Genomic DNA, 24,902 nt, shown 5'->3' on the forward strand with positions numbered 1-24,902 from the left:
TAACTTCTATGATTAAAGTTTAGTATTTGGACTTGTTTATAGTGTCAGTGCGATCGCCTAAAAAGCAAATAACTACCAATCAACCACTCCAGCGTCTATTTGCTTACAGTAGCAACTATCGAAAGCAACTTTGGCTGGCGACTACTTGCTCAATTTTAAATAAAATCTTCGATCTCGCACCACCAGCTTTAATCGGGATTGCGGTAGATGTAGTCGTTAAGCAACAAGATTCAATTATTGCCCAGTTAGGAGTAAAAGATGTTTACAGCCAATTTTTAATTCTTTCGGTCTTGACGGTAATTGTTTGGATTCTAGAGTCAGTTTTTGAATATGCTTTTGCTCGGTTGTGGCGCAATTTAGCCCAAAATATTCAGCATGACTTACGAATAGACGCTTATAGCCATTTGCAAGAGTTGGAACTTGCCTATTTTGAAGAACGCAGTACAGGCGGTTTGATGTCGATTTTGAGCGATGACATTAACCAGTTAGAGCGATTTTTGGATGTAGGCGCAAATGATTTAATTCAAGTCACTACCACGGTACTAATTATTGGCGGTGCGTTCTTTATTTTGGCTCCTGGTGTGGCTTGGATGGCAATGCTACCAATGCCATTTATTTTGTGGGGGGCGATCGCCTTTCAACGCCGTTTAGCTCCCCGTTACGCTGCGGTGCGCGAAACGGTAGGTTTGCTTAATGGGCGGCTAACTAATAATTTGACTGGTATTACAACTATTAAAAGTTTTACTACCGAAGAGTACGAAATTAATCGGTTGAGGAAGGATAGCGAAGCTTATCGTCAAAGTAATCGTCATGCGATCGCACTTTCGGCAGCTTTTGTCCCGTTAATTCGGATGATTATTTTGGCGGGTTTTACAGCTTTGTTGTTGTACGGCGGTTTGGCGGCGGTAAGGGGCGATATTTCTGTCGGTACTTACAGCACTTTGGTATTTTTAATTCAGCGCTTATTATGGCCATTGACTAGATTAGGCGAAACTTTCGATCAGTATCAAAGGGCGATGGCTTCAACTACACGGGTAATGAATTTACTCGATACGCCAATTGCAATTCGTACAGGCAATATTTCGTTACCGCAGGTATTAGGTGAGTTGGAGTTTGAAAACGTCAATTTTGCTTACAATGGGCGCAACTCCGTAATTGAAAACCTGTCTTTACACATTCCGGCGGGGAAAACGATCGCTATTGTTGGTTCTACGGGTTCGGGTAAAAGTACCTTAGTTAAGCTATTACTGCGGCTTTATGAGGTGCAATCGGGAACTATTAGCTTAGATGGGGTAGATATCCGCGAGTTAGATTTTAAAAATTTGCGATCGCATATTGGTTTAGTTAGTCAAGATGTGTTTTTATTTCACGGTACAGTAGGCGAAAACATTTCCTACGGGACGATTACAGCTAACGAAAAAGAGATAATAGCGGCGGCTAAAATTGCTGAAGCGCACGAATTTATAAAAGAACTTCCCCAAGGCTATGAAACTATTGTGGGGGAACGAGGACAAAAGCTATCGGGGGGACAAAGACAACGAATTGCGATCGCCCGTGCCGTTTTAAAAAATCCGCCCATACTAATATTAGACGAGGCTACTTCCGCCGTAGACAATGAAACCGAAGCGGCGATTCAAAGGTCTTTAGAAAAAATTACCGCCAATCGAACAACTATTGCGATCGCTCATCGCCTTTCTACGGTACGTAATGCTGATCGCATTTATGTGATGGAGTATGGCAAATTGGTAGAACAGGGAACTCACGAGCAGTTGTTAGCACAGCAAAAAATTTATGCGAGTTTATGGCGCGTCCAATCGGGCTTAAAGACTCTTGAAAAGTAGTCACATCATATTTAACGGATCTACATCAATAGTCAAGCTAACTGAAGGCGGACAATGCGATCGCACTTCTTCCCAATTAGGTAATTGTGGCAAAGATTCATCGGTAAATTTAACCATAATTTGCCATCTATAACGGTTAGCTACTCGCAAAATGCTGGCGGGTGCTGGCCCCAATATTTCGTAAGCCGTATTTGCCAAAACCTCGGCTATCTTTTGCGCTGTTTGTTCTACAATCTCCGCATCTACACTACTTAACCGCAATAAAATTAACCTTCCATAGGGCGGATAATTCAACGCTGCTCTTTCGACTAACTCTGTAGCAATAAAAGGCTCGAACTCGTGCTGTTGTACCGCCTGAACTACAGCATGATCGGGGGTGTAAGTTTGGATAATTACCCGCCCTGGATCGTCTCCTCTACCTGCTCTCCCAGCCACTTGGGTAAGGGTTTGAAAGGCTCTTTCACTCGCCCTGTAATCTGCCAAATGCAGCAACCCATCCGCCGCCATTACGCCAACTAAAGTAACTTGGGGCAAATCTAGCCCTTTAGTCAACATTTGAGTACCCACTAATAAATCAGCTTCTTTATTGGCAAACTGGGTTAATAAGTGGCGGTGAGCGCCTTTTGTGCGAGTTGTATCGCTATCAAATCTAATAAAACGCAACTGGGGGAACTGCTGAGTTAATTCTTGCGCTACTCGCTGCGTACCACTCCCAAAAAACTTTAAGTATGGTGAACTACATTCAGGACAATTGCGGGGATGCGATCGCACATAATTACAATAATGACACTGCAATAATTTACTCGCTTCAGCCTCAGTATGGTGATAAGCCAAAGAAACGTCACAGTTGGGACACTCTATGACATAACCGCAACTGCGACAGGATACAAAGGTACTATGTCCGCGTCGATGAATAAATAATATCCCCTGTTGCGATCGCTCTTTCATTTCCTCCAACGCCTCTTGCAAGGTGCGGCTAAATATGGAACGATTGCCTAATTGCAACTCATTACGCATATCTATCACTTCTACAGGCGGTAAAGGGCGCGATTGTATCCGTTCTGGTAAAGCTAGGTAATAACTATTATCTTTATTTCTATTTACCCAAGTTTCCAACGCTGGAGTCGCCGAACCCAAAATTAACGGACAATTTTCTAACTCTGCTTTCCATTTAGCAACATTTCGCGCATGGTAGGTAGGAACAGGACTATCTTGTTTAAAACTATTATCGTGTTCCTCATCCAAAATTATCAAACCAAGCTGAGGTAAAGGCGAAAATACCGCCGAACGTGTACCAATGACTACTTGGGGTTCTCCTGTTAGCATTTGTCGCCAAGTGTCGTAACGTTCGCCATCCGATAAAGCGCTGTGATAAACGCAAACTTTTTCCCCAAAACGAGCGCGAAACCTGTCTGTTAATTGCGGGGTAAGTCCAATTTCTGGAACTAAAACTAAGGCTGATTTGCCTTTTGCGAGTAACGGTGCGATCGCTTGTAAATATACTTCAGTTTTTCCCGATCCTGTAATTCCATGCAATAATACTTCTGCTACGCCATCTAAACTGTTAATAGTCTCCAAAGCCGCAGCTTGAGCAGTTGTTAAGGTTTTTGGGCGATCTTGCGCTTGTAATGGCGATGTTTCTTGGCGCAGAACTTCGCGCGGTTCAATTACCAAAAAACCTTTAGTTGCTAGGGTTTTCAGGGTAGGTAAAGTAGTTTTGCACAATAAAAGCAATTCATTTAACCACAATTCACCACCGCGATCGCCCAAAACTTGGATTATTTCCTGTTGACGCTTATTTAATTCCGGCGACAATACATCCCCAACTAGGGTTACCGCCTGTTTTGTCTGTGGTTTTGAGTACCTGGGCAATTCTAAATAACTTTCTACCCAACCGCGTTTTAAAAGTTGCTCTACTCCCCAATTCGCTCCTTTAATCTGGCTTCTAATATATTTAACGCTGTAGTCACCTTTACTTTGAGCTTGAAGCAATTGCAATACTTGAGCAGCAGTAGTAGGTAAAAAAGTCTCTGCCCCTAAAGGTATATTTTCTACCTTTAGACGGATGCGGCGCTGACTTCGCCCTAGTAATCCTGGTGGTAAAGCAACCTTAATTACCTGTATCAACGAGGTATAGTAATAATCGGCTACTTGCTGCAACAATTCCCAGTAATTTGCACTAAAAAAGCCGACGCTGACGACTTCTTCAACTTCGCGGATTTTGTTAATAGGTATATCAGCGTTTGGTTGCTCTAATAACCGAATTGCGATCGCGCCCACTTGTTGCGTACCAAAAGGAACACTTAAAATACTACCTGGTTGCGCAAATGACATATTTTCCGGCAACTTGTACGTATATATCCCCGTAGCGCCGGGACAATCTACCAGTACCTCAATCCAGTATTTAGTATTGTTCGATCTTGTTTGATAAGTGCTTACAGGCTCCGCTACTATAAAATTTGACCCGTTTAACTTAGGAATATACATAAAAGCTAGACATCCGTAATTAAAGCTTTAGTTTAAAATATTATCTTTTTTATACCGACTGCTGTTCAAATAAGTGGCAATAATTACAATTTTGTATAGGTAGTATTGAATACTGACTTTAAAAGTTGTTACTAATTTTACGCAACTACTTATTTTAAAAGGCATTATTTTCTCCCCATCGGTAGAGAGTAAAGCTTTGATATATATGAGATTCTGTTTTTGAGGTTAATAAATCAGTAACGTTTAGGTATAAATGTCTAATCCTTTACTAGGAATCCCTTAAATAAACTTTTCTAGCACAACAATCAAATATTGCCATCCTTCATTGTAAAGACCTACATACAAAAGTAGTTGTTAAAACAATAAAGTTGCAAAGTTTGTTCATAAATTTCGATATTTTGGTTGTAATTTCATCAAATATTACTTAATAAATTACCTAAAATTAACTTTAAACATCGATTTTGGTAGCAGGATATATGTCAATTTAAGCAACTTTTGGCAACTTAACGTAGTCAAGCACAGAAATAAAACAGATTGAATTTAGAGCCTCAGTAAAAACCCTTGTTTTTAGATTAACGTTAGGATAAAAACAGAATTAGCCAAATAACTAATAGGAGAAAGTTATCGTATTAAAAATCACCATCAAGTTTAATATCTACTTATCTAAAAGGCTATCGGCTTAAGAATGAATAGGTTGAAACAAATTGTCTTCACTTATTTATGTAAAAGCATTGTTGTTACAAAGTACATCAGTTACATCTCACCTAGACGTAAATATGAATATTACTGAATTAGACTCCATCGATGTTTTATTGCCAATCGAAGAAATAATTGGTTCTCCGACGGATGATTTAGAAGAAACATCTTTAAATATAACCGCCGGAGAAGAAATAGAAGTTGCAGAATCGGAAGATAGAGATGGAGATAGTTTAGCCGCCGCTAGACCATCAGGATACCGTAAAACCGATTCAGATGACGCAGTAGGGGCATTTTTTAAAGAGATGGCGCGTTATCCGTTACTAAAAGCAGAAGAAGAAGTAGAGTTAGCAAAACGAGTACAGTTTTTAGTAGAAGTAGAAGAACTGAAAAAGCGCCTAAGTAGCGAATTAAATCGTAGCACCAGCCAAGCAGAAGCCGCCGCCGCACTCTGTTTAACCGAACGCCAGCTAGAACAAAAGCTGTATCAAGGTAGAGTAGCCAAGCGCAAAATGATTCGCTCAAATCTACGTTTAGTAGTATCGATTGCTAAGAGATATTTGAATCGAGGAGTACAGTTTTTAGACTTAATTCAAGAAGGAGCAATGGGATTGAATCGAGCTACAGAAAAGTTCGATCCTGACAAAGGTTATAAGTTTTCTACTTACGCTTATTGGTGGATTAGACAAGCGATTACAAGAGCGATCGCTAATGATGCGCGAACTATTAGATTGCCAATTCATATTGTCGAAAAACTAAATAAACTCAAAAAAGCCCAACGAGAAATTAAGCAAAAACTACATCGCAACGCTACAGAAAACGAACTAGCAGAAGCTTTAGATACAACTCCCGAACACCTGCGTCAGTTGCAACAATTAAGGCGCAAATCGCTGTCTTTAAACCATCGAGTCGGGAAAGAAGAAGACACTGAACTTGTAGATTTACTCGAAGATGAAGAAGGACAATCGCCCGAACAGCAAATGACTGAAATGATGATGCGTCAAGAAATTTGGGATGTATTAGCCGACGTACTAACACCTAGAGAAAAAGACGTGATTTCCTTACGTTATGGCTTAACAACTAGCGAACCTTGTACTTTAGAAGAAGTAGGCTGCTTGTTCAATCTTTCCCGCGAAAGAGTGCGACAAATTCAAAGTAAAGCTATGCGAAAACTAAGACGACCCCAAATAGCTAAACGGTTGAAAGGTTGGCTAGTATAAAATTTCTGGGTAATAAAAATTGAAAGTAGCGAGCGCACCTACAATCGCAAAAAGAGCGCAAAATTATCCGCCAACTAATTTAGATGGATTTTAGTTAGGGAGTAGATTTTAGGAAAATCCCTAAAATTTTAAAGGTTTGATTGAACCAAACTTAAAAATCATTTAAAGTGAAATTTATAAAGCGCTTATTGCCAAAACCATGATTTTTATCGATTTAACCTTAAAAAGTACCGCCTTTCCAGTATCAGTACAAAGAAAAACCAGCGAAGACGCGGAGGCGGTTTATACCGAGATTGTAGCGGCGATGCGCTCCGGGCAACCAGAAATTATGGAACTAACGTGTGATCGCCAAACTGAAAAAAAAGTAGCAGTGCGTGTGAGTGAAATTCTCAGCATCCAGATCGCTCAAAAAGACGGTTCCGCCGTTGGTGGGAATAGACCACCAGGATTTTTTGCTTTAGGTGAAGCTACTTAATCACTAAGGTAAAGATGGCGGAAATTGCCGTTCAAGGGACTGACTTAGATTTTAGCTGGCATCAAGGAGAGCAGGTTTTAAACGCCTGCTCTTTAGAAGTACCCAAAGGCGAATTTTGGATGCTTCTAGGCACTAATGGCAGTGGCAAATCTACTCTCCTTAAGTTATTAGCCGGGTTATTAACCCCTAAGTCAGGATTGGTGCAAATTTTGCATCCTGTTGGCTTTGTATTCCAAAACCCCGATCATCAATTGGTAATGCCTACAGTCGGTGCAGATGTAGCCTTTGGATTGGTGGAAGAACAATTGCCAATTTTTAGAGTCCGCCAGCGCGTTGAGGAAGCCTTAGCCGCCGTCAATATTCTAGAGTTGCAAAGAAGACCAATTTATGCGCTCAGTGGTGGGCAAAAACAACGAGTAGCGATCGCTGGAGCGATCGCCCGTCAGTGCGAAGTATTGTTATTAGACGAACCTACAGCTTTACTAGATCCAGATAGTCAATTAGAATTAGTCGCCCAAGTCCAAAATTTAGTCAAAAGTCGGGGTTTAACTGCTCTATGGGTAACTCATAGATTAGAGGAGTTAAATTATTGCGACGGGGCATTTTTGCTAGATCGGGGATCAGTAGTAGATCGTGGCGATGCACAACGATTAAAGCAACGTTTGATTCAATCCCCACCGCCGTAATAATAAAAAATTTGGCATTGAGATAAGTCAAAGGTTAAGCCTTAACTCTTATCACTATTATGCAAGGGCAAATTTTAGACCCCCAGATTAGTCTAGGGGTTTTTTCTTGAGAATTTTAACTTACTCTTGGGGGGCAGTTTCAAGCTCTGAATCTGAATCTGAATTTGAATCTGAGCTTGACTCTAATTCCTCTGGAGGAGCCGCAGCTACAGGAGGTTTGGGCTTTGTGGGTTTGGGGCCGCGCATCAAAGCCATATTCATGGGCGGTGTCGCTGGTTCTTCTTCCCGATTAGAGCCTTTTCCTCTACTTTTAGACCTTTCTTTGCCTGGTATGGAAGGAATCACTTTACGCTTTTCCGGCGATACGGTCGCAACTTCAAGACCATCTTCAACGGCGTTGGGTTGAGTTTCCTGTATTTGGGCTTCAACTTCACTAGGAGGAGCGATTGGACGCTCTGATTTCTTAATCGGCGATGCGATCGCAACGTCAAGATTATCTTCAACGGCGCTAGGTTGAGTTTCCTGTATTTGGGCTTCAACTTCACTAGGAGGAGCGATTGGACGCTCTGATTTCTTAATCGGACGTTCCACCATAAATTTTGCACATTTATTTATTAGTATTTTTGCACTGTCTTAGTATTTTAAGGAAGTTCAAACCCAAATTAAAGTTGTAGCACAGCACCGTTGACTCAAGATCGCTAGTCTAATTTAAACAGTATTGGCAATAGAAGACTTAATACTGCCAGTATCAACCACCACCGCTCCTTTAGATTGTCCGTTTTGCCCTACTGGGCGACGCGCTTCAATCAAACTAATTGCCCGGTTGACGGTTTCCGGTAAAACTACGACTAAGCCACCACTAGGAGCTTCATCTAGAGCTTTATTAATTGCTTCGGTTTCATCTAAAACTATTTGGTAATTGCAATCTGGCTTGGCTTGCACAATGCCTTTAGCAATCAATTGAGCCGCCGATCCCCGCTCTCGTCCCCGCAAGTCGTCATCTTCTTTAATGATGATGCGCTCAAATATTTGTGCCGATAGCTTGCCTAAAGTCACAAAATCCTCATCGCGGCGATCGCCTGGCCCGCCAATTACTCCCACTCGCTCCCCCGGCCAATTGCGGACAAAGCCCCCCAACGCTTCGTAGCTGTGGGGATTGTGAGCGTAGTCTATCAGTACGTTGTAGCCACCCAAATCAAACATATTCATCCGCCCTGGTGTTTGGCTCACCGAAGCGCGGAAGGTAGTTAAACCTGCGCGGATTTGCTCAATACTTACCCCTTGGGCAAAAGCTGCCACACTAGCAGCCAAAGCATTGGCAATCATAAAGGGCGCTCTTGCTTCCATAGTTAAAGGTACATTAACAGCTTGCTCAATTCTTAGCGTCCAATCGCCCTTTAGAATCGATAGGTAGCCGTTTTCATAAGCCGCCGCCAAACCGCCTTGCCCAATGTGCTGCTGTACCAAAGGATTATTTAAGTTCATGGTAAAGTAGGCAAGCTCAGAATTAACACGCGATCGCATTTGAGCTACTAATTCATCATCCGCATTTAGTACGGCATAACCCTTGGGCGTTACAGCTTCAGCCACTACACTTTTTAAATGTGCCATCTGATTTACGGTATCAATGTCACCAATGCCCAAATGATCGGCCGCCACGTTTAGCACTATGCCCACATCTGCCGCATCAAAAGCCAGACCAGAGCGGAGAATCCCCCCCCGTGCCGATTCTAATACAGCTATTTCTACCGTGGGATCTTGCAAAATTAGTTGAGCGCTTTGCGGTCCTGTGTTATCTCCTGGCTCTACTAAATAATCGCCGATATAAGTGCCGTCAGTAGTTGTAAAGCCTACCGTCTTTCCGGTTTGCTTCATAATATGCGCCAGCAGCCTGGTGGTCGTAGTTTTACCGTTTGTTCCAGTAACAGCTAATATCGGAATTCTGCTGGGTTTACCGGGAGGAAATAACATATCTAGCACTGCTCCGGCGACATTGCGGGGTATGCCTTGACTGGGGCATACGTGCATTCTAAAACCTGGGGCGGCGTTTACTTCGACAATTACGCCATCTACATCGCGTAACGGCTTACTAATATCTGTCGTGACAATATCTATCCCAGCAATATCTAAGCCGATAATTTTTGCTACTCGTTGCGCCAGCCAGACATTTTCGGGATGAATATCATCAGTACGATCTACCGCAATACCGCCCGTACTCAGGTTTGCTGTAGCTCTCAAGTAGCATATTTCGCCTTTGGGTAACACCGAAGTTAGCTCGTAGCCCTGCCTTTGTAGTAATGCTTCGCTTGTACGATCTACTTCAATTCGGGTCAAGACATTTTCGTGTCCTTCTCCCCGGTGGGGATCTTGGTTAATGATTTCAATTAATCTAGCTACCGTATTTTCACCGTCACCGATCACATGGGCGGGTACGCGCTCGGCTACCGCTACGACTTTACTATCAACCACTAGCACCCGGTGATCACTCCCGACATAGTAGCGTTCGACAATTACCGATTTTGAAACTTCTTTAGCCGCATCGTAAGCACTCTCGGCTTCCTCTAGCGTCCGAATATCAATAGTAATTCCTCTGCCATGATTGCCATCAAGGGGCTTAATTACAATTGGATAACCGCCGACATCTTCCAGCGCTTGGGTCAATTCGTCTAAATAATTAATTACCGTACCTCTTGGCACTGGTACTCCAGCACTGGCTAGTATGCGCTTAGTGCCTTCTTTGTCGCAAGCAAGCTCTACCCCTAATATCCCTGTGCGATTGCTCATTGTTGCTTGCAATCGCTGTTGATAAACACCATACCCCACTTGAATCAAAAAGCGAGTATCAAGAGCCATCCAGGGGATACCCTTTAATTGAGCTTCTTTGACAATTGATTCGGTGCTTGGCCCTAAAGACGCATCTTGAGCCAATTCTCTCAAATCTTGCAAATCTTGCTCTAGGTCTTCTTTAGCATAACTACCTTTTTCTACAATACTTTGACACAGGCGCACGGCGGCTCTAGCGGCATAACGTCCGGCTTGTTCGTCTTGATACTCAATAACTACTTGATATATTCCCGCGCTAGAGGTTTCGCGGGTACGACCAAAACCCGCTTCCATCCCCGCCAATTCTTGCAATTCTAGGGCTACGTGTTCGATAATATGTCCCATCATCGTCCCTTCTTTTACCCGGCTAAAAAAGCCACCCCGACAGCCTGGAGAGCAAAAGTGTTCCTCCAAACTTGGCAACGCCGTTACTAAACCTTCATAGAAGCCAGGAATTTCATTGGAGGGCGATTCTGCAAGTTCTTCTAAATCGAGTCGCATGACTATGAGTTTATGTCGTCGAATGCTCCAATAGTTGGGCCCGCGTAACGTCTGGATTTTTAATATTCTCATGTCTATATGCGTTTGTTGATTCGCCACCAATTAAATAGTTTCTACCGGGATTTGACTAATTAACTGTTCGTGGATAACAGTTTTTTGCCTAACCTTTGTGCCTTTAGTTGTCAAATGACTATTAGCAAAAATATTTTCTGACTTACGCCTTAGTGTACAGGTCTTAGCTAGAAATTTGATGTATCGAGGCTAAAACCTTGCGTTGGTTGATATGGTAGCGATCGCCATGACTCAACACGTGCAAGCGTAAATTATGCAGGCTTAAGGGATCTGTAGCCCCCACCCTAGGCTGATTTGTATAACAGTTTGCCCCAGGATCGACAATTGTTACTGTACCTTTGCCCATAACGTGCAGCCAGCCATCACTTTCTACCATTGCACAGGTATCTTCATCAATCCCAATGCCCAGGCGATCAGGGTGAGTTGCGATCGCGCTAATCAATCTTGCCATGCGGTTGCGGTTTTGAAAGTGCTGGTCTATAATCACTTCTGGCAAAAAACCTAATCCCGTAGCCAAATCTACTAGCGATCGATTAGGCGATTCTCCGCTACCACCCCCAGCAATCATATGATGACCCATAATGGCGGCTCCAGCGCTCGTTCCGGCTAGAGTTATTTGCGACTTTTGCACCCTTCGTCTAATAATTTCCATTACGGGAGTATCGGCTAATATTCCACACAAGCGCAGTTGGTCGCCACCAGTTATAAATACTCCTGTACAAGCTTCTAAGCTGGCTTGAATTGCCTCATCGTCGCATTGTTCTCGTTCTCTAATATCAAGAACATCAATTTGTTTTGCCCCCATTTCCGTAAAAATGCTTGTATACCGTTCGCCGATAATACCTGGTTCGCGCGAAGCGGAGGGAATGATGGCAATGTGAGCGTCTGTAGCGCCAGAGCGATAAAAAAAAGTTTGGAGAATTTCTTTGCCATGAACTTTATCTTCTGCCCCACCAATAACCATAACGGAGGTTTTCGTTGCTTGGGGTGTCATTATTTCCAATATTTGAGCTTCTAGTTGCAACATAGTTTTTTTCAATAGCCTCAGCAAAATTTAACGCTCCAGTATTTTTGATGCGGGTTAATTTGTTTAACCTAAGTTCGCCTCACGTTTAACCCCTAAGCACTGCAAAACCTGGCTTGACGAGCAAATTTGCTGAGGATTGCTCAGTATCTCTTGAATAATTAACACTGGAGCAAAAATAATTCGCAAGATGTCACAATATTTAAACATAATTTAATCAACTAAAATAACCTTGCTTGGAGAGATTTTTTACTCTTCTGATTATTTTCCCTCCCTTTCTCATACAAAACAGTGCGATTTGATATTGTTAGCTTATTTCCCGACTTTTTTACCTCTACCCTAAGTTCAGGGCTATTAGGTAAAGCCTTAGACAAACAGATCGCCCAAGTGCATCTAATTAATCCCCGTGACTTTACTACCGACAAACATCGCAAAGTTGACGATGAACCTTACGGTGGGGGGGTGGGAATGTTGTTGAAACCAGAGCCAATTTTTGCGGCGGTGGAGTCTTTACCTGTTCTACCCCGACGGGAGATAGTGTTAATGACACCCCAAGGGCAAACCTTAAATCAGCCTTTACTCAAAGAATTTGCCACTAATTACGACCAATTAGTAATTATTTGCGGTCACTATGAAGGGGTAGACGAGCGCGTGCAGTTTTTAGTAACTCGTGAGGTGTCCTTGGGGGATTTTGTCCTAACGGCGGGAGAAATTCCGGCTCTAGCGCTAATTAATGGGGTGGTGCGCTTGCTACCGGGGACTGTGGGCAAAGTTGAATCTTTGAGCGCCGAAAGTTTTGAAGGGGGATTATTAGATTATCCGCAGTATACACGCCCGGCCGATTTTCGCGGCTGGAAAGTGCCGGAGGTTTTGCGATCGGGCAATCATGCAGCAATTTCTAAGTGGCGCTACGAACAGCAATTACAAAAAACCCGTCGATGTCGTCCCGATTTATTGGAAAGTTGATTATTAGTTGCAAAAATGAGGTCGCATTTCTAGTATGGCTCCCTACTCTATATTTCCATTAATCCACGGTGATCGTAGTATTCAACCGTTTTCTCTAAACGGTTAGTCTCGCCTTCAGCGTCTTTGAGTAAGTCATCCCAATTATCTGGAGGATTTCCATCTTCAAGCATTTTCTTAAAAACTAAATAAGCATCAGTCTTACTTTTGTAAGCTCGCTTAGAGTTGTCATCGTTAACCCAAGCGAAAACAATGATTTTGCCCTCTTGATGATACCTAAAAAATAGTCGATATTGCTGAAAAAATTTAGCTCTAAACCAGTGTTTATAATCATCACCAAGGGTATTACCTTGACAATAATCATTCCGTGTTGGATCTTGAGGAATTACCTCAAAGGCTAACTTCGCTACAGCAGCTAAACGCTTCGTGGCATTCTTCTTTTTGTAATCTTTGGGATGTTTTTGACGCAATTGTTCAACTTGCGTCAAAAGTTCTTCAAGTTGATCGAGGAATAGAGAATGAGCAAATATGTTCCAACCATTAACCACTAGCGGTCGATTTGCAGACAAACTTATTCATCCTCGTCCAACAGTGGTGCGTCAAGATCAAAATCAACTTCAGCAACTAAGGACTGAACACGGCTTACTAAATCAGAGCTAATCCCTTGTAAGTGCTGAGGATTCTTGCCGATATCTTGTGTAATAAAATTTAAAAACTGCCCTAGTATCGGATCGCTCTGGGTCTTTTCAGCACGAGAAATTACTACTTTACCATCAGACTCGATGGTATAACAGATTTTATCGCGCTTACTCAAGGCAAGGACTTTGCGAATGTGATCGGGAATTGTCGTTTGATAGCGATCGGTGAGAGTAGATTCTGAGCATGGGGCTAGTGTTTTAGCAACCATAGCAACCTCCAATTTTGTCGTAAAACTCTATTTTTAAGGTAATGCAATTGCATTGTCTTGTCAAGAATAATTTTACTGTCCTTAGAGCTTGAAATTGTTACTTACAGGAAGGCGTTTGACCCTTGGCGGTCACTTTTAATCCCTAACTCAATTAAGCGATCGCACATCTGCGATATAGAATAACGAATTCATTCAACAAAACCTGTATTTTAGTGATAACCTGCTGCTTGGAGAGTAAAAAGCCTTGCATAGCGACCATTGGCGGCTAATAACTCCTCGTGGGTTCCTTGTTCAATTAATTCGCCATCTGCTAAAACTGCGATCGCATCTGCCATTCTGACGGTAGAAAAACGGTGAGAAATTAAGATTGCCATTTGATGTTTTGCCAAGCTGCGAAAGCGGTCAAATATCTGTACTTCCGCCTCTGCATCCATCGCGGCGGTGGGTTCGTCTAGTACCAAAATATCGGCTTTAGTCCGCATAAACGCACGAGATAAAGCGATTTTTTGCCACTCACCCCCCGACAATTCTTGTCCATCTTTAAACCATCGCCCTAACTGAGTTTGAAACTTATCGGGCATTTTTTCGACAAAAGCTAACGCCATCCCTTTTTCGGCGGCGGTTTTCCATTTAGCTGCGTCTTCTAGGTATTCTACATCCCCCACGCCTACATTTTCGCCGACAGTAAATTGGTAGCGTACAAAGTTTTGAAATATTACCCCAATCCGCTTATGCAGAGCGTTCATATCCCATTCTTGTAAATCTACCCCATCTAAAACAATTCGCCCGCTACTGGGGGTATAGAGCCGCGTTAACAGCTTAATTAGCGTAGTTTTGCCCGAACCATTAGCACCGACAATTGCTAATTTGTCTCCTGGTTTTAGGTGTAAGGAAACGTTTTTTAAAGCAGGTTGTAGGCTACCCGCGTAAGTAAAGGAAACATTTTCAAACCGCAAGCCATCCCCAGGAAGTAAACCAAAAGTACATTTACCCAATGGTTGAGGAATATCTTGTTCTAAGAACTCGTACAAGTTAGAAAGATATAAGTTGTCTTCATACATTCCGCCAATGGAACTAAGGAAACTTGCAAAAGTAGTTTGTCCTTGGCGAAATACTACTAAATACATTGTCATGTCTCCTAAAGAAATGCGCCCTGCGATCGCTTCAACTACAATCCATAGGTACGCAATGTAAAAAGCCGATGTACTAACTAACCCCAGCAAATAACCCCATATTCCCCGCTTTAGGGTCAAGTTGCGGTCTTCGGAGTACAATCGATTAAAAATATCCCGGTAGCGCTGCAACAGCATTGCACCAAGCCCGTACAACTGTACTTCTTTAGCAAAATCTTCTCTGGCAATTAGAGTCTCTAAATAGGTTTGCTCTCGCGTTTCTGGTGCGCGCCAGCGAAATAGGCGAAAAGCTACACCAGCAAACTTAGTTTCGGCAATAAAAGCAGGTACAGCAGCCAGAATCAGGACAATTACAACCCAACCAGAGAATTTCAATAGCAACCCGCCATAGGTAGCTAAAGATATCGTGTCTTGAACTAATTTGAAAGTACCGCTAACTAAGCTTAAAGGACGACTAGAAGCTTCTCGCCGCGCTCGACTCATTTTGTCATAAAATTCTGAGTCTTCAAAGTGAGCCAAATCCAAAGTTAGCGCTTTTTCAAGGATTAAAACATTAACTTTTTGCCCTAATAATACCCTCAGTAAAGATTGAGAAATACTTAGCCCTCTTTGACTTCCAGCGAGAATAGCAACTATAATAGCCTCTATTCCTAAGTAGAAAAAAGCTGCATTGCGATCGCCTATTAGTCCTGATTGAGAGGCAAGAATCACGCTATCAACAATTAATTTACCAATATAGGCGATCGCGGCAGGAAGTAAACCAGCAATAACTGTCAAAGTTGCCAAAATTATTGTCAGAGTGCGGCTAGTGTTCCATACCAATTCCAGCGCTCGTCCGCTATACTGAAACACTGCAAATATTTGTCTAACTAATCTAGCAATACTTTTTTTTCGACTAATCATTTCCAGCTAAAAAATAGGCGCACTTCCACCCTAGCTTGTAGATTCGATTAATGGCGGACGCAAGCACAAATACAGTAAAGGCCCAAATAACGGGATTAGCGCTATTACCCAAAATAGTTGAGAATCTCTTAACCAACCACGTCTTGCCATATCATCGCCCAAAACTATCGGAAATAGCAGGCAAAATAGACAAAATGCTAAACTCATGCCATTGATAAAGCGATCGCCAAGAAATTGTTGAATGTAATCTGTCCAATTTCCCGCAAATACGCCGTAAACTAGCACAAAAATTGTAAATACAGTCAAAATAATGCCTGTAGAACGAGAGTCTAGTAAGTTTAAGAATTTATCTTTTTTCCCAGTAAATTCTTGATTTGGTTCTCGCAATGCCAAATAAGGTATTAATCCAATTACACCCGATCCTACGGAAGCTAAAGCAAAAACCCAAAAAGGAATTTTTTGCATTCTTCCATCAATAAATAGCAGGCAACTATAGATTAGTAGCCAAACTCCCACTAAAGCAAATATTGACAAAATAATTGCATTAACTTCTCCCCATTGAAAAGTCAATATGTTTATTAGTAGTGCGATCGTTTCGGGTAAATGCAAAGGTGGTGCTAGAAGTAAAACATAGGCGATAAATCCCACCCATACAGACCACAATACAGATTTTCTGAGCATAATTTATATAGAGCAAGTAGGTTAATGCAATTAAAACGGATAACCTACGGTAACTACGTCTTACTAATTATGTAGATACAGCTTGCGCTTTAGATAATTGTTCGCTCTTTTCAGGTATTGGCGATCGCACAGATAAATAAATCAAACTTCCAAATAGTGGTAGCAATGCTGTAATCCAAAATAGTGCAGAATTATCCATATTGCGACGCGCCATATCATCGCTTATTAGTACCGACGGTAACAAGCAAAGCAAGCAAAAATCTAAACTCATCACGTTAATAAAACGATTGGTTTGCCATTGTCCGACAAAATTTGCCCAATCACCGTTTATTAATCCATACCCAACTAAGCCTACAGTGCTAAGAAGTAGTAAAACTCCTGTAATTCGAGAATCTAGTAACTTAATGAACCAATTTTTATTACCCGGAAATTCTGGGTTTGGCTGCCGTAAAAACAAATAAGGTAAAATTGCAAAAGCCCCAACTCCAAAAGAAATTAAAGCAAAAGGCGCGGCAGATATCTTTTGCCCTCTCCCATCAATAAATAGCAAGCAACTATAAATCATCGGCAAAATACCCATGATATTAAATAAAGAGATAACTAAGGGATTGACACCATCCCAAACGCCTGTAGAAAGATTTTTAATTAATTCAAAAGTGCCGGGTTGTTCTGGAGGAGCAAGGAAAAAAGCGTAGGTAGCAAAACTCAGCCACAGAACTATAAAAGCAATTTTTTTACTCATAGATATCTTATTTTACTAAGTAAACTTCACGGATTCAAACAGCTAATTATTTCTACTAACTTAAAGCCTCAGATAAATAATCTGCCGCCGCTTCGACTACAGCGATCGCTGTTTCATAATCCATCCGCGTCGGCCCTAACACCCCTACACTACCTACAGGTACAGTACCCCGGCGATAAGTAGACGAAATCAACGTACAACCACGAATTGGCTCTAAATGGTTCTCTGCGCCAATTCTTACTGTGACTCGCTGCCTGCCCAATCCCTCAACCTCTGGTGTAAATATTAACTGCCAAAGTTGTTCTTGTTCTTCCTCCAACAGATGGATGATTGTTTTTACTTGTTCCAATTGGGAAAATTCTGGCTGACGCAATACTTCAGATACGCCGCGAATCATGATTTGGGTGGCGGCGGGTGGCTTGGCGCGACGATGCAAATCTGCTAAAAAATGGGTCAAAAAATCCCCGTAGCGTTGAAATTCTAGGTTTAATTGACTCCAATCTAATATCGCTAATTGAGCTAAACTTTGCCCCCGCAATTGACTATTTAAAAAATTAGAAAGAATTTGCAACTCTCTTTCTACTACTTCTGGATCGATTTGACCTTCTTCTGTACCCGGTAACTCCATCAACGCCGATTGTGTCTCGTAGCCATCAGTAACGACAATGACCATTACTCGCCCCGGATCTACCTGTACTAGCTGGAGATGACGCAAACTAGCGGTACTGGTTTGCGGCATGGTAATTAATGTAATACAGCCGCTAACGGTGGCAAGAATTTGTGATGCCCCTTGTAACAAGGCTTCTAAACTCCAATCTTCTTTTCGCAAGTCTTGTAATACTTGCTCAAACTTGCGCGTTGACGTTTCCGCAGGCGTAATCAATTCATCTACATAAATTCGATAGCCTGAATCTGACGGTACTCTACCCGCCGATGTGTGGGGTTGATAGAGCAATCCAGCTTTTTCCAGTACCCCCATTGCATTACGGATTGTCGCGGGGCTGACGCGCAGCTTATAACAATCTACTAAAGCTTTGGAACCCACAGGTTCCGCCGTAGCAATATAATGGCGGATTGTTGCCCAAAGTATATGTTGTTGTCTATTGGTAAGCTGGACTTGCATAGCTGAAGCGAACGGGACGCACAATTTTATAGGAGCTTGCAAAGATTCTGTCTAAAAATTCGCTAAATATTTGAATCTATTTATACAGGATAACAAATAAGTTGTAGTAGTTAAACGTAATTCTTCCCTAGGGTTTGGTGACCTACACAATTTAGTACAAGGCGATACCCTGATCGCACTGACTAGCATAAGCATCAATTCCACCAGTAATATTTTTAACATTGGTGAATCCTTGACTAGCTAACCACTGACACATTTGAGCAGAGCGAATACCGTGATGACATAATACCAAGGTTTCTTGGTGAGGATCGAAACGGGTAGTTATTTGCTCCGCCCATTGGTTAAATTGACTCAAAGGCAAAATCGTAAAATTAGGAAGGGAGGCGATCACAATTTCCTCTAATTCTCTTACGTCTATCAACTGCAATCCTTCTACTGCACCACTATTGAGATATTGGGCAAGTTCTTCTACACTAACGGAAACAATCGGCGGTTGAAATTGGGCTGACATCTTGTTCTAACTTGCTACTAAACTTATTTTTAGCATTCCCACCAGTTTTTAAGGGAATACATGATCTTGATATTTTGTCAACATTAATTTTTGCAATTGGTTTTCCGCTATGAATCAAAAGTCATTTTTTTCTCTATTAGCTGTTGTAATTGTATTTTTAACAGGGATTGGTGGTTGTAAAAGTTTGGGAAACGGGGCGCTAATTGGTAGCCCAAAAAATCCCAGCGCTGCGATATTTGTATCTAAGCAAGCGCCAATTATGGTATCACTGCTAGTAAATCCCAATCGCCTTGAAGATTTGGCGCAAGTAGTCGCCAGTCCCCAAGAAAGACGCAAAACGAAAGACCAATTAAACCAAATTAAAAATAGCGTACTAGCTAATACTAACCTTGACTACGAGCAAGATATTAAGCCTTGGGTAGGGGAAGAAATTACTGTAGCTGTAACTAGCACCGATCGCGATCGCGATCCTAGTAATGGACAACAACCGGGGTATTTATTAGCCATCGCCACCAAAGACGCACAAAAAAGCCGGGATTTTGTAGAGTTGTTGTTTACAAAAAAGGCGATCGCCGGGGCTAATTTAGTTATCGAAGAATCTAATGGAATTAGGCTATTAAGCAACAGCCCTCGTCTGCAATCGGACAATAAAGAAAGCGGTTTTGCTGGGGCGGTTGTGGGCGATGATTTTGTATTATTTGCCAATCATCCCCAAGTCTTAAAAGAAGCCGTTAACAATGTTCAAGCCCCCGATCTCAATTTGACGACTTCTAGCCAGTACCAGCAAGCGCTTACCCAACTATCTGCTCGTAAAGTGGGTTTAGTATTTTTAAATTATCCTAGTTTATCTAAGGAAAAACAATTAGATTTGGCAACTTACGAAAGTCAAATTGTAGCTTTGGAATTAAATCCTCAAGGATTACTTGCAGAAACTACTATAGTTGCAGGATTAGACAAAGAAATTTTGCCGTCAATGCCTACATTGGCGCAACCAGTAAAGGCTTTACAATATATTCCGGCGGCGGTGAATTTGGCAATTTCTGGAGTAGATTTAAAAGCATTACCTAATAGCAATTTGCAGCAATTTTTGGCGCAAGTTTCCCCAAGCTTATCAATAACTAAATTAGTGGGGAGTTCATTAGCAGAACTTCAAAAGAATTGGGGATTAAATTTACAAAACGATATTTTCAGTTGGGTAGAGGGAGAGTACGCTTTAGGAAAACTACCAAATAATGATTGGATTTTTGTAGTAGAAAAAACCCCTAGCACTGTAGAAGGAATTGAAAAATTAAATGCGATCGCCTCTACTAAAGAATTAAGTATCACTTCTCTACCTTTGGAGAATCAAAAAGTCTCTGCATGGACACAATTAACGCCCGTAGCAAATGCTACCGAGTCATCAATTACCCTCAAAGCCAAAGTGCAAGGGGTACATACTACGGTAGATAACTACGAAGTTTTTACAACATCAATCGCTGCAATGGAACAAGTTTTAAAAGTCAACAAAAACGGATCTTTAGCAGCTAATTCTCAGTTTATTGCCAATACCAGCGCCCTTCCTCAGCCAAATGAAGGCTATGTATATATAGATTGGCAAGAAAATCAAGCAATGATTAAGCGTGAATTGCCGATTATCAGCCTGCTGGAAGTAGCGGGAAAGCCATTTTTTAATAATTTGCGATCGCTAACTATTAGCAGTTACGACAATAAAGACCAATTACTTACTGGCGGTGTTTTCTTCAAATTCAATGCCAAATAAGTCACTCGCCAAAACACCAGATTAGCACCAGCGCTAACAAAGCTAAAAATATACCTGCCGGTAAATTTAAGCTATGGAGAAAATCGAGCGGAGTTAAGACAAATACTTGAGTAAAAAAAGTTCCCGTTATTAACAAAATAACAATTAGTAAAAAAGGAGGCATTGCTAAATTAAAGGCTGGTAGATTAAACCTATTTATAGCTTTTTATTTGAGGTGAAGGAACATAAAAATTTAACTTTCTGCGAAAAACGATTGTATGCCAAAGTAGACTGTGGCACATAAATAAGGAATTGCTAGTTTTATTAGCTAGAGTAGGTATAGATAAATACTTTATGTGACATATTTCTAGGGCTATGATGAAGTTTATTCGTCCCTTAATTAGATTTAAAAACAGTTATTTGTTAGCGCTGCTTACAGCTATTAGTGTGCTGCCCGTAGCAGCGCAACCAGCTAACTTTGGTACTCTGTCTTTGGCTCCTGGGTTTAAACCTTCTCAAGGAACCGCTACAGGCTTTACAGGTGGCTCTTATTCCTTATCTACCATAGCTAACCGCGATCGCAATAATAATCCTTGTATTGGCTTTGGCGATACCAATCCCGATCATTTATTGGTACTAGATAAAGGATTCGAGCGCTTGAAAGTTGGAGTAAATAGCGAAGGAAATGATACTACTTTAGTAATCAAAGGGCCGAAAGATAATATTAGTTGCGGTGATGATAGTGGAAATAACAAGGACGCTAGTATAGAAAGTTCCCAATGGCAAGCAGGTACTTATCAAATTTGGGTAGGTGCGATCGATGCCGGGGCAAAGTATAAATACACTCTTTCGGTGCAAGAGTAGCAACACTTAACGCTAAAATAAAAGATGGAGTATTTACCCAAGGCGGGTATAACAGCGTGCTATCTACACTGCTTGCCGATTTTCGGATTATATTTGAGCGCGATCCTGCGGCCCGCAACTGGTTAGAAGTCTTATTTTTCTATCCTGGCTTGCAAGCAATAGTGTTGCACCGTATCGCCCACAGATTTTATCGTCAGGGCATTCCGTTTCTTCCTCGCTTAATTTCTTTTATTGCTCGGTTTGTAACGGGAATTGAAATCCACCCTGGTGCAGTTATCGGCAAAGGTTTTTTTATCGATCATGGTATGGGGGTTGTGATTGGTGAAACTGCTATTGTGGGCGACTACGCGCTGATTTATCAGGGTGTCACTCTCGGCGGTACAGGCAAAGAAAGCGGCAAACGTCACCCAACTTTAGGCGATAACGTTGTAGTTGGTGCTGGCTCTAAAGTGTTAGGCAATATAGAAATTGGCAGTAATGTCAGAATTGGTGCGGGTTCTGTAGTCTTGCGAAATGTACCTTCTAACTGCACGGTAGTAGGCGTACCAGGAAGAATTATTTATCGTGCGGGAGTACGAGTAGATCCTTTAGAACACGGCAGTTTGCCAGATTCAGAAGCTGAGGTAATTCGGGTTTTGTTAGATCGCATTGAAGCCTTAGAACAACAAGTAGAAAAAATACACGATCAACAATTGTCTTCTCATGAGGCAATTTTAGAAGCAAAAGATGTTTCCGCCGCCATCGTCTCTAGTTGTCAAATTAGAGATAGGGCAATGCAAGAGTTTTTTGATGGATCGGGTATTTAGTTTAGTATTGTCTGATAGCGCTACAAAGTAAGCTAGAAGCTTCTTTAAACTTACTGTAATTCTCAACTAGCTTGCGCTATATTGTTTGCTTGGTGTGATCGCGCTGACGCTATCGCACTTCGCACTTATCGATACTTCAAGCACTTTTAGAGATTGATATTTTTTAACCTAACTATAAATTTTTCAATAAAACTTTACTTGGCACTCGTGAGAGAATGAAAGTAGTTGCTAAGGAGACGACCGATGGTAGCGCTCACTGATAAAGACCAAAAGCGATTAACTACGCAAACTGCCGAAATTGCACCGAATACGACAGCGATTCGCTCCTTAGATTGGGATCGCGATCGCTTTGACATCGAATTTGGCTTGCAAAACGGCACTACATATAACTCTTTTATAATTCGTGGTGAAAAAACAGCTTTAGTAGATACAAGTCACGAAAAGTTCCGCAAGTTATATTTAGATACGCTAACGGAACTAATTAATCCTACAGAAATTGATTACATAGTTATCAGCCACACTGAGCCAGATCACAGTGGATTAGTTAAAGACATTTTGCAACTAAATCCTGACGCAACGGTAGTCGGGTCAAAAGTTGCATTGCAGTTTTTAGAAGATATGGTACACCAACCATTTAAAAAGCAAATTGTCAAAAATGGCGAGGTTTTAGACTTGGGCAACGGACACGAACTAGAATTTGTCAGTGCGCCAAACTTGCATTGGCCAGATACTATGTTTACTTATGATCGCCAAACCCAGGTTCTCTATACTTGCGATGCTTTTGGGTTGCATTACTGCGACGAATATACCTTTGATGAAGATTTGGGGGCAATAGAAGCAGATTTTCGCTTTTATTATGATTGCTTGATGGCTCCTAATGCTCGTTCGGTATTGTCAGCGATGAAGCGGATGGACGAATTAGGCAAAGTTTCAACTATCGCCACCGGACACGGCCCATTGTTACAGCATAACGTTACAGAATTAACCGCACGTTACCGCAACTGGAGCCAAACTAAAGCCAAAGCCGAAACAACTGTAGCAGTTTTTTATGTGTCTGATTATGGCTATAGCGATCGCCTTTCTCAATCTATCGCTAGTGGGATTACAAAAACTGGAGTCGCTGTCGAAATGGTAGATATGCGAGCAAGCGATTTGCAAGAGATTCAAGAACTTGTCAGTCGCAGTGCTGGAATAGTCATATCTATGCCGCCAACTTCAGCAAATTCTAGCGTCAAAACCGCTCTGAGTACCGTTTTAGCGGCAGCAAAAGGCAAGCAAGCCATAGGATTGTACGAGTCTGGGGGAGGAGATGACGAACCTATCGATCCGTTGCTAATTAAGTTTAGAGATTTAGGTTTATCGGAAGCTTTCCCAGCAATTCGGATTAAAGATTCGCCGACAGAAAACACCTATAAACTGTGTGAGGAAGCCGGGACAGACTTAGGACAATGGCTAACACGCGATCGCAGTATCAAAGAACTTAAAGCCATAGATAGCAACCTCGAAAAAGCCCTAGGGCGCATCAGTAGCGGACTTTATATCATTACAGCCCAAAAAGGCGATCTAACTAGCGCCATGCTTGCCTCGTGGGTATCTCAAGCAAGTTTTACACCTTTAGGGTTAACGATTGCCGTTGCCAAAGATAGGGCTATTGAATCATTAATGCTTGTAGGTGATCGCTTTGTCCTCAATGTACTGGAAGAAGGAAACCACTTGCACTTAATGAAACACTTTCTGAAGCGGTTTGCTCCTGGTGCGGATCGTTTTGCAGGCATCAAAACCCAAACGGCGGAAAATGGCTCGCCCATCCTTACCGATGCTTTGGCTTACTTAGAATGCGTTGTTACTGCCCGGATGGAAACAAGCGATCATTGGATAGTTTACAGTACCGTTGATGCGGGTAGAGTATCAAAACCCGAAGCTCTAACTGCTGTGCATCATCGTAAAGTAGGCAACTATTACTAATTGCGATTGTTTGCCTGTTTTTAAGATTAGTAGGGGTAGCGTAGTACCCCTACTTTTATTTAGTAATTACTTCATCAAATTCACAGACAATTTTCCAAACGTAAGTATTAGTATTTCAAATGCATAACCTATTGAGCTATAAGTTTAAATAAAGTAAACTGAAAGCGATCAAGTTAAGGTGGAGTAGCCTAATAAATGCAAGACTCATACAACAACCCGTCAAGCAACTGGTATAGCTGGTTTAACAAAAGTTTGATTGTCCGCGCGCTTGAAACCATCCAAGACTTCATTGTAGTGTCCCTCTGCATCGGTTTATTCAGCGTTATGGCGATCCAATTGCGGGCTTTGTTTATCTCGTTGTTGCCACCTTTAAACTTTAAAGCTGTAACCTCAGACATTTTGTTTCTACTGATTTTAGTCGAGTTGTTTCGCCTACTGATTATTTACTTGCAAGAACAACGAGTATCGATTGGGGTAGCTGTAGAAGTATCGATCGTTTCGGCATTAAGAGAAGTAATTGTTAGAGGTGTACTAGAAACACCTTGGAGTCAGATATTGTCAGCCTGTGCTTATTTGCTAGTTATGGGCGCGCTTTTGATAATCCGAGTTTGGATACCGCCAACCTTTAGCGGCATCGATCCCGAACGTCGCCAGCAAAAAGCTAAGTCACAAACATTCGAGCTTGCCAATTCCAAACATTCAGAGTCTTAACTTATTGCTGAAGACACGAATAAATTACTG

21 protein-coding genes are annotated in these 24,902 nt (G+C 41.8%); 10 read left to right on the forward strand and 11 right to left on the reverse strand.

Features of this window, described 5'->3' with window-relative positions; genetic code table 11:
- Positions 1–47 precede the first annotated feature (47 nt).
- Positions 48–1,841, forward strand: a complete 1,794-nt coding sequence (locus C7B70_RS03925; RefSeq protein ID WP_199192039.1) for an ABC transporter ATP-binding protein — start codon at positions 48–50, stop codon at positions 1,839–1,841.
- Here C7B70_RS03925 and priA read toward each other — a convergent pair whose 3' ends face one another.
- Positions 1,842–4,328 (reverse strand): primosomal protein N', encoded by a 2,487-nt coding sequence (gene priA / locus C7B70_RS03930; RefSeq protein WP_106367766.1) that lies wholly within the window; start codon positions 4,326–4,328, stop codon positions 1,842–1,844. It abuts the gene before it with no gap.
- A 776-nt stretch (positions 4,329–5,104) separates the two neighbouring features.
- On the opposite strand from priA, the gene C7B70_RS03935 reads away from it, so the two are divergent.
- The 3 genes from C7B70_RS03935 (at position 5,105) to C7B70_RS03945 (ending at position 7,405) form a co-directional block, all read left to right on the forward strand.
- Complete coding sequence (locus C7B70_RS03935) at positions 5,105–6,244, forward strand: RpoD/SigA family RNA polymerase sigma factor (protein WP_106367767.1); 1,140 nt, start codon at positions 5,105–5,107, stop codon at positions 6,242–6,244.
- A gap of 199 nt (positions 6,245–6,443) precedes the next feature.
- A complete protein-coding gene (locus C7B70_RS03940) occupies positions 6,444–6,719 on the forward strand; it encodes a hypothetical protein (RefSeq protein ID WP_106367768.1) in 276 nt (91 codons plus the stop codon).
- Between the two features lie 14 nt (positions 6,720–6,733).
- Entirely contained in the window at positions 6,734–7,405 is a 672-nt protein-coding gene (locus C7B70_RS03945; protein WP_106367769.1) for an ABC transporter ATP-binding protein, read from the forward strand.
- 120 nt (positions 7,406–7,525) lie between these two features.
- Here C7B70_RS03945 and C7B70_RS03950 read toward each other — a convergent pair whose 3' ends face one another.
- From C7B70_RS03950 to C7B70_RS03960, 3 genes are all read right to left on the reverse strand, one after another.
- Positions 7,526–7,999 carry a hypothetical protein gene (locus tag C7B70_RS03950; RefSeq protein ID WP_106367770.1) on the reverse strand — a complete coding sequence of 158 codons (474 nt, stop codon included), beginning with the start codon at positions 7,997–7,999 and terminating at the stop codon, positions 7,526–7,528.
- Positions 8,000–8,113: 114 nt separating this feature from the next.
- Entirely contained in the window at positions 8,114–10,801 is a 2,688-nt protein-coding gene (cphA, locus tag C7B70_RS03955; protein WP_106367771.1) for a cyanophycin synthetase, read from the reverse strand.
- 163 nt (positions 10,802–10,964) lie between these two features.
- On the reverse strand, positions 10,965–11,828 hold the full coding sequence (locus C7B70_RS03960; RefSeq protein ID WP_106367772.1) for a cyanophycinase: 864 nt from the start codon (positions 11,826–11,828) through the stop codon (positions 10,965–10,967).
- Between the two features lie 288 nt (positions 11,829–12,116).
- Between C7B70_RS03960 and trmD the strand changes: the two genes are divergently transcribed.
- A complete protein-coding gene (gene trmD, locus C7B70_RS03965; RefSeq protein WP_106367773.1) occupies positions 12,117–12,791 on the forward strand; it encodes a tRNA (guanosine(37)-N1)-methyltransferase TrmD in 675 nt (224 codons plus the stop codon).
- A 47-nt stretch (positions 12,792–12,838) separates the two neighbouring features.
- Here trmD and C7B70_RS03970 read toward each other — a convergent pair whose 3' ends face one another.
- The 7 genes from C7B70_RS03970 to C7B70_RS04000 all read right to left on the reverse strand — a co-directional run bounded on the left by C7B70_RS03970 (position 12,839) and on the right by C7B70_RS04000 (position 18,788).
- Positions 12,839–13,357 carry a type II toxin-antitoxin system YhaV family toxin gene (locus C7B70_RS03970; RefSeq protein WP_106367774.1) on the reverse strand — a complete coding sequence of 173 codons (519 nt, stop codon included), beginning with the start codon at positions 13,355–13,357 and terminating at the stop codon, positions 12,839–12,841.
- Between the two features lie 2 nt (positions 13,358–13,359).
- Positions 13,360–13,695 carry a type II toxin-antitoxin system PrlF family antitoxin gene (locus tag C7B70_RS03975; protein ID WP_106367775.1) on the reverse strand — a complete coding sequence of 112 codons (336 nt, stop codon included), beginning with the start codon at positions 13,693–13,695 and terminating at the stop codon, positions 13,360–13,362.
- A 209-nt stretch (positions 13,696–13,904) separates the two neighbouring features.
- A complete protein-coding gene (locus C7B70_RS03980; protein WP_106367776.1) occupies positions 13,905–15,731 on the reverse strand; it encodes an ABC transporter ATP-binding protein in 1,827 nt (608 codons plus the stop codon).
- Positions 15,732–15,761: 30 nt separating this feature from the next.
- Entirely contained in the window at positions 15,762–16,412 is a 651-nt protein-coding gene (locus C7B70_RS03985) for a hypothetical protein (protein ID WP_106367777.1), read from the reverse strand.
- A 67-nt stretch (positions 16,413–16,479) separates the two neighbouring features.
- Positions 16,480–17,154, reverse strand: coding sequence for a DUF2834 domain-containing protein (locus tag C7B70_RS03990; protein ID WP_106367778.1), 675 nt, complete (start codon positions 17,152–17,154; stop codon positions 16,480–16,482).
- A gap of 55 nt (positions 17,155–17,209) precedes the next feature.
- A complete protein-coding gene (gene hrcA / locus C7B70_RS03995) occupies positions 17,210–18,277 on the reverse strand; it encodes a heat-inducible transcriptional repressor HrcA (protein WP_106367779.1) in 1,068 nt (355 codons plus the stop codon).
- 151 nt (positions 18,278–18,428) lie between these two features.
- Positions 18,429–18,788, reverse strand: coding sequence for a rhodanese-like domain-containing protein (locus tag C7B70_RS04000; protein ID WP_106367780.1), 360 nt, complete (start codon positions 18,786–18,788; stop codon positions 18,429–18,431).
- A gap of 109 nt (positions 18,789–18,897) precedes the next feature.
- Between C7B70_RS04000 and C7B70_RS04005 the strand changes: the two genes are divergently transcribed.
- From C7B70_RS04005 to C7B70_RS04025, 5 genes are all read left to right on the forward strand, one after another.
- A complete protein-coding gene (locus tag C7B70_RS04005) occupies positions 18,898–20,547 on the forward strand; it encodes a DUF3352 domain-containing protein (RefSeq protein ID WP_106367781.1) in 1,650 nt (549 codons plus the stop codon).
- Between the two features lie 354 nt (positions 20,548–20,901).
- Entirely contained in the window at positions 20,902–21,390 is a 489-nt protein-coding gene (locus tag C7B70_RS04010; RefSeq protein WP_199192033.1) for a hypothetical protein, read from the forward strand.
- A gap of 56 nt (positions 21,391–21,446) precedes the next feature.
- Positions 21,447–22,196: a serine O-acetyltransferase gene (gene cysE / locus C7B70_RS04015; RefSeq protein ID WP_106367782.1), complete on the forward strand. Its 750-nt coding sequence runs from the start codon at positions 21,447–21,449 to the stop codon at positions 22,194–22,196.
- A gap of 243 nt (positions 22,197–22,439) precedes the next feature.
- The gene (locus C7B70_RS04020; protein WP_106367783.1) at positions 22,440–24,161 is read left to right on the forward strand and encodes a diflavin flavoprotein; all 1,722 of its coding nucleotides are present in this window, start codon (positions 22,440–22,442) and stop codon (positions 24,159–24,161) included.
- Positions 24,162–24,356: 195 nt separating this feature from the next.
- A complete protein-coding gene (locus tag C7B70_RS04025; protein ID WP_106367784.1) occupies positions 24,357–24,872 on the forward strand; it encodes a phosphate-starvation-inducible PsiE family protein in 516 nt (171 codons plus the stop codon).
- Positions 24,873–24,902 lie beyond the last annotated feature (30 nt).

Source organism: Chlorogloea sp. CCALA 695 (assembly GCF_003003885.1).
Classification (GTDB): domain Bacteria; phylum Cyanobacteriota; class Cyanobacteriia; order Cyanobacteriales; family Chroococcidiopsidaceae; genus Aliterella.